This is a genomic window from Viridibacillus arvi, from assembly GCF_001274945.1.
Lineage (GTDB): Bacteria > Bacillota > Bacilli > Bacillales_A > Planococcaceae > Viridibacillus > Viridibacillus arvi.
In genome coordinates, this window is record NZ_LILB01000001.1 from 431,294 (window position 1) to 438,281 (window position 6,988).

Below are 6,988 nucleotides of genomic sequence, written 5' to 3' on the forward strand. Positions count from 1 at the left end.
GGAGGTAGGCAATATGAAATTGAAAGATTTACCACAAAATATTAAATTGAGATTAATAACATCTTTTTTTAATCGAATGGCTTTTAATGCAGTTATGCCATTTATCGCTTTGTTTTTTGCTCATGAAGTGAATAAAGTATTTGCTGGCTCCCTGCTACTTCTATCAGTTGGAATTAATTTTGCTACTAATTTAGTTGGAGGTTATATAGCGGACCGTTTTCGTCGAAAAAAGGTGCTGTTACTAACTTCTTTTACGACATTTGCACTATTATTGTTGATGACGCTTTGTTTGATTCCAAATAAACGTCTAATTTGGTTGTTTACTACGTTGTATCTTATTTATGTTATATCTAGTAATCTTGGACGACCAGCCATGCAGGCGATTATATTAGATTCTACAACAGCTGAAAACCGGAAAGCTGTCTTCGCGATTGATTACTGGCTATTGAATTTATCAATTAGCTTTGGTGCAATTTTAGGTGGTCTTCTTTATATGGATCATCAAATTATGTTATTTAGCTTTTTGACACTAACTACTATTTTTATCGCAATTGCATATCTTATTTGGCTGCAGGACGATTCTGTACCATCAATAGAAAAACAACATGATAATATATTGTTAGATTTAATTAGTAACTATAAAACAGCTTTAATGGATCATCGTTTTGTGAAATTGACATTAGGTATGATGTTTATCTTTTCTGCGGAGTTTTCATTAAGTAGCTATATTAGTGTTCGGCTTGCGGAAACCTTTAAATCGGTGAAGATTTTTGGCTTTGAAATTGAAGGAGTTCGAATGTTTAGCTTGCTGAGCTTTGAAAACACTTTACTTGTAGTATGCTTCACTTTTTTAGTTTCAAGATGGACAAATACAATGAATAATAAGAAATCAATCCTATTAGGGCTTGCAGTGTATGGATTGGGTTATACCTTCTTAACCTCTTCGAATCATTTCTATCTCCTATTACTTTTTGGAGCATTGGCAACTTTAGGTGAGCTCATGTACTCTCCTGTATTTCAAACGGAGCAGGCTAATTGTATACCGCCAGATAAAAGGGGGTCATATCTTGCTTTCTCTGGGCTAGGCTTCAATGGGGCGAGTATGATTAGTAGTGGTGCGCTTATTTTGGGAGCGTTTTTAGCCCCTTGGGAGATGTCTATCTTCATAGGTATTATCGTTATGTCAGGAATTGCTTTAATATATAGCGCATTATTTTATACAGGAAAGATTAGATTGGTCTTAAATAGATAAAATGTCTGTACAAATATATATTAATAGGTTTAAACGATGGGGCCTTATTATTGTAAATTGTACTTTCGTTAACTTGTTTTTAATACTGCACAGAAATTGTTATTTCAATGCAAGGATAAGTGAGCAAAATAAATTTGCTCTCTATCCTTTTCTTGTACTTCAATTGATTTCATTTACTACTACACTAAAATCATTTATCAAAAAGATTTTAATTCTATCTTTTTTGTAGCTATAGCATTAGTGAAATATTCATTATGGTCTACTCCAATCATAGTTGGTTGATATTTCTTTATCGCATCTATCATTTGATTTATCACGAACATATCTAAATAGTTGGTTACCTCGTCCCAAATAAACAACTCATTTTCTCCTAATAATGCATTTGCTAAAAAGACTTTTTTCTGTTCACCAGCGCTCCAATTATCACTAGATTTATCGGAAAAACTAGAACGTTCAATTCCTAATTGATATAATAGATGCCAATATTCTTCTTTTGCTTCTTTTGTAGATAATTGATTGAGCAGTGAAAAATAATCTAAATCCACTTGGTTTTTTTGACTCAGTATTGATAGATGTTGAGGTAGACTTATTCGATATTCACCTATAGTTTCTAGGTGCTCTACTCCAAGTATAAAATTTAATAGAGTAGACTTACCGACACCATTTTCCCCCTCAATAAAAAATCGTTCAGTTGGATGTACATCTATATTAATCGGTTTAAAAAGAGGTATCCCATCTCTTAAAATCGAAAAATCCCGAAAGAATAAAACCTGTTTTCTTGGCTGTTTAACTATCATTTTGAGTTCAGAAACATTTTCGATATTATGAAGAAGACTTTCCTTTTCTACAATCATCACTTCTGTTCGTTTTTTAACTGCTTTCGCTCTTTTCATTTGTTTTGCAGCTAGTCGTCTTGCTGAGGCATCTTTTGTACTATTCTCTCTTTTTTGCCCCCAAGTACTCATTTGTTTGGAAACATCATTTAGTCGGTTAATTTCCGTTTTTAGTTTGGCATTCTTTTCCTCAGAAAGCATATCTGCATTTGCTTTTTCATATTTCCACGTATCCACATTACCTCTAATCATGTCAATCGATTCTTTATTGATGGCTAAAACATGATCAACGAATTGATTTAAAAAAGACTCATCATGGCTAATTACAATAAACCCCTTTTTTTTCATTAAATATTGACTAACGATTTTTCTACCATGTAAATCTAAATTATTTGTCGGTTCATCAATAAGAGGAAATGAATTTTCATTCAAAAATAGCTCAATTAACAAGAGTTTTGTTTGTTCCCCACCACTTAATACATTAAAACTTTTATCTAAAATGTCATGCGATAAATCCATATAGGTTAACTCACGCTCAATTTGCCAAATATCAATCTGTGGGTTTTGTTTTAGTAACACTTCTAAAGCGGTTAAATTATTATGAATATTTGGATAAGACGGGAAGTATTTAAAATCTAATGTTGACTGTATTGAACCTTTATACTCAAGTTGGTTTAAAAGTATTTTTAAAAAGGTTGTTTTTCCTCGCCCATTTCTGCCAATAAGTCCTAATTTCCAATTCTCGTTGATGTTTAAATTTACATTTTTAAAAATCGGTTTTAACATCGCTAAGTATTTAAATGTCATATTTTTTATAAGAATATTCTCTGTCATTCAAATCACCTCTAGGATGAGAGGAAACAAAAAATCCTCCCATTAATTTGGAAGGATTAGTCGATTCATATATTTATTCATAACAAATAAACCTATTTTTAACGTATTAGGTTCTTCGAAATATGATAAATGAGCAGACTAATCCAATTTTACAAGTACATATATATACTTTTTTGTAAAAAATAGAATTAGTTTAACATTGTCCACTCATCTTCCCTTCAAAGTTATTACACGAAATATAGCATAAAGTAAATTTGAATGTCAATCAAAGTTTAACTATATATGAAAATATTGGATATTATAGAACGGATTTTGATTTCATAATAACGGTAAAACGAACTTAGTATGTAAATATTGATTTTAGAAAAAGGTCAATAGTAGATTTAGAATTAATTTTAACTACTTCACTTTCGCTTGGATTTACATATATTAATCCGCAAATGCTAATATCCTTTTAAATCTTTCAAAAAATTTAGCAGGTTTTTTTGTTTGGTCTTTGTCATTTTCAATTACCTCTGGATTATGATAAGGTAAATTAATTTGTTCCCAATCAAACCCTTCATTTGTACATTTGATAAACAAATCATAGGCTTCCCCATCAGAAGGAAACATTGTTACTCTCGACTCTTCATTTTCTAAAGCAACTTCAATCGCCTCTTTTATTCCTAGTAATGCAGCACGATTCGCAACCATATAAGCATTACCATGCCACATTTGTTGACCAAATAAATGACAATAATACGATTCCTCTTCCGTATCTTTTTCTTTTTGGAACAATTGATTTAACTTCTGCTCTGTTTCCTTGTGATTATGAACATCTAAATATACGTCAATGCTTAGCTCATTTGCATTTTTTTCCTTTAGATGAGAAACAAATTGTTCATATATTTCATTGTTTTCAATAAAAAGATACGAATCAATGTCGTTTTCGTCCTCTAATAGAAATGCAAAGCTATAAATTTGTATTCCATTGCGTTCATAAAGATACTGCATTACATTATTAGATATTACCGTAGATTGAACGAGGGTAAAACGATTTGAATTCTCTCTCATTTTTAAATGGCTTTTTAATCCTTTGTTACCTGAAAGACTAAATGCGGTAAATAGCGTATTTCCCATATGAATCACTCCCATTTTTCGTGTTAATTAAATACTACAAGAATAATTAACATTTTTAATACACGCCTTGATCAACCAAACAGACCTTTTTGTTTAAGTACATTTCTTCACTATCTCCACATCAACTTTAACATAAAAATACAATAAAAAATCACCTCTAATAATAACAAAAGAGGTGGTTTTTATAAAACTTTAAAAGACTTTTAGAGTTAATTTAGCCTTATCTTTTTATCATTAATTTCTCTAACTCATTTATAACTGCAGGTAAATCTGCATTCATTTCAAATAATGCAGCAGTACAATAGACACCTTCAATAAACGAGACGTCCATAATTTCAATTTCTTTCTCTGAGAGTTCCGCAGCCATTTCAAGATTCATCTTGGCACTACCTAAATCATAAAAAGCGAACAGTTGATCACATGTATTTTCTTCAATTGCCTGTTGAACTGTTTCAAAGCTGGTGCCAATATCACCATCCACTGTTCCACCAACATATGTGATAGACACATTAGGCGCAACTTGGAGTATTAAGTCATATAAACCTTTTGCGATATCTTTACTATGTGACACCATGACAATACCGATATTAGTCACCATTTAAATCACCTGCTTCTAATAGTGCTTCAAAAAACAGTTTTGAGGAAGCTGCACCTGGATCTACTTCGTTAATAGACCTCTCCCCTAAGAAGGATGCCCTGCCTTTTGTTGCCTTTAAAGCAGTAACCTTTGTTAGGGTTGTTTCTAATATCTCTGTTGTTAGCTGTTTTTCTTCTAAGGATTCAATAGCTGGTGCCCATACATCTAGCATTGTTTTCTGGCCGACCTCTGATTTCCCTCGTTTTCTTATCCCATCAAATCCAGCTTTGATGACATTTACTAATTCCTCATGCTGTAACTCTTCTTTCGTGCCAATGGCTTTTGCCATTTCAAAAAACGCTGTACCATATAGTGGCCCTGATGCTCCGCCTACCCCACTAATCCATTTCATCGCAGCTTGCTTGAATACATCTGCTAAATGAACAGGTGGCGTTTCTTGCCATGAAGAGAGTAATTGTTGGGCTCCTCTTGCCATGTTCATGCCATGGTCTCCATCACCAATAATACGATCGTACTCACTTAATTGTTCTTTATCTTGAATCACTTTTTCTGCAAATACGGTAAACCATTTTTGTGCTAACTCTTTTGTGATGATCATTAGAAACTCCCCCTTACCAAGCAGGCGCTAGTGTACTTTCAGTTAAATATTCAAGCCATTTCGCATCTTCTAATTGTAATAATGTTAAAGACACACCTGCCATATCAATAGCAGTCATGTAATTTCCGACTTTTTTAAATTGTACTTTGTAGCCTTTTTCTTGCAATATATTTAAACAATCATGTGCGAAAATATATTGTTCCATAAGTGGCGTAGCACCCATACCATTGATAAGTACAGCAAGAGTTTGATCAGTAGTCCATTTGGTTTCCACTTCAATTTTATGAATTAACTCTTCTGCAATCTCACGAGAAGTTTTGATTTTTTCACGGCTATAACCGGGTTCTCCGTGAATTCCAATACCAAATTCCATTTCATCCTCATCTAAGTCAAAACCTGGCTTACCAACCTCAGGAACAATGGCAGGTTTTATAGCAACGCCAACAGTGGCAAGATGTGCTACGACACTTTCTGCTAGCGTCTTAATGTCTTCAAGTGAAGCCCCTTTTTCTGCGGCTGCACCGATAATTTTATGCACTAGTATTGTGCCGGCAACTCCTCGACGCCCCTCTGTATAGCTACTATCGAATACAGCCACATCATCATTGACTATAACGTAGTCTACTGCAATATCTTCTAACTCTGCTAGATCCTTTGCCATTTCAAAATTCATGCAATCCCCACTATAATTCTTAATGACAAGGAAAACACCAGAGCCTTGATCTGCAGCTTTTATAGCACTAAATACTTGATCGGGTGTAGGAGAGGTAAAAACATGTCCACATACAGCCGCATCTAGCATCCCTAGACCAACAAAACCCGCATGTGCAGGCTCATGCCCACTTCCACCACCACTTATGATTCCGACTTTATTTGATGTAAATTGAGCGCGTGTAATGACATGAGTATCTTCTAAATACGTCACGTCATCGTGCACTAGCTTGTATCCAGCTAACATATCAACTAGTACTTGTTCAGGTTGATTAATAATCTTCTTCATCCTTCATACCCCCTATTAAAACTGCATAATCTTAAATTGTTGCACAAATAATATCTTTCATTCTACTATTTGTCTGCTAACACCAATCTATGCAGTTAACCGGGAAAATAGGCGAACTCTAATACAATTCGCTGTAATAAATTTATGAATGCAACTATTTGGCTTCTTTATCTAGAGATAAACAATTCAAAATTTAAATTATAAAAAATGAGATTATTATTATAATAATAATTTATACTATAGAAAACGTTTTAATAATCGATAGACTATAGAAACATTAGAGAGAAGATGAATACAATCGAAACTTTCCCAGAAATGTATGAACTGATTGATATATTTGAATCAATACCAGATATATTAGACAAAGACTTGGATTGGTATTATAACGAAAGCACGTTTGTATTGAGACGAGATAACGAAATACTTGAAGTAATTATTGAACCTGCGATAAATCGACTAAGATTAATTTGGAGAGACAAAAAAAGGATACGAATGGAATTGGACTTACAAGAAGTAGCAGGTTTAGTCATTACTAAAAATAATGGCGAGGAATCTATTAAAGTATCATTCAATGATTCTTTAATGAAAGATTTGATTGTTAAAACAAAGCCATATATTTCTGTAGTATGGGGAACACTCCAAGATATTAAAGTTTGATAAAAGAGCTTGTTGATTTTACGGGACTGACCCCAAATGTATAGACAAATAAAAAAAGCATCTTCGATTGAATTCGGGTTTAGATACCTAAAATTCA

The 6,988-nt window shown here is 33.1% G+C and carries 7 protein-coding genes; 2 read left to right on the forward strand and 5 right to left on the reverse strand.

Annotation, left to right across the window (positions count from 1 at the left end):
• Positions 1–13 precede the first annotated feature (13 nt).
• Entirely contained in the window at positions 14–1,252 is a 1,239-nt protein-coding gene (locus AMD00_RS02025) for an MDR family MFS transporter (protein WP_053415431.1), read from the forward strand.
• A gap of 197 nt (positions 1,253–1,449) precedes the next feature.
• Here the strand turns inward: AMD00_RS02025 and AMD00_RS02030 are convergent, their stop codons facing one another.
• From AMD00_RS02030 to dhaK, 5 genes are all read right to left on the reverse strand, one after another.
• A complete protein-coding gene (locus AMD00_RS02030; RefSeq protein WP_053415432.1) occupies positions 1,450–2,919 on the reverse strand; it encodes an ATP-binding cassette domain-containing protein in 1,470 nt (489 codons plus the stop codon).
• Between the two features lie 429 nt (positions 2,920–3,348).
• Positions 3,349–4,038, reverse strand: coding sequence for a hypothetical protein (locus tag AMD00_RS02035; protein WP_053415433.1), 690 nt, complete (start codon positions 4,036–4,038; stop codon positions 3,349–3,351).
• A gap of 220 nt (positions 4,039–4,258) precedes the next feature.
• Positions 4,259–4,636, reverse strand: coding sequence for a dihydroxyacetone kinase phosphoryl donor subunit DhaM (gene dhaM / locus AMD00_RS02040; RefSeq protein ID WP_211258598.1), 378 nt, complete (start codon positions 4,634–4,636; stop codon positions 4,259–4,261).
• Positions 4,626–5,234 (reverse strand): dihydroxyacetone kinase subunit DhaL, encoded by a 609-nt coding sequence (dhaL, locus tag AMD00_RS02045; RefSeq protein ID WP_053415434.1) that lies wholly within the window; start codon positions 5,232–5,234, stop codon positions 4,626–4,628. Before dhaL ends, dhaM begins: the two co-directional genes overlap by 11 nt.
• Positions 5,235–5,247: 13 nt before the next feature.
• On the reverse strand, positions 5,248–6,234 hold the full coding sequence (dhaK, locus tag AMD00_RS02050; protein ID WP_053415435.1) for a dihydroxyacetone kinase subunit DhaK: 987 nt from the start codon (positions 6,232–6,234) through the stop codon (positions 5,248–5,250).
• 288 nt (positions 6,235–6,522) lie between these two features.
• On the opposite strand from dhaK, the gene AMD00_RS02055 reads away from it, so the two are divergent.
• Entirely contained in the window at positions 6,523–6,891 is a 369-nt protein-coding gene (locus tag AMD00_RS02055; RefSeq protein ID WP_053415436.1) for a hypothetical protein, read from the forward strand.
• The last annotated feature ends 97 nt before the right edge of the window (positions 6,892–6,988 follow it).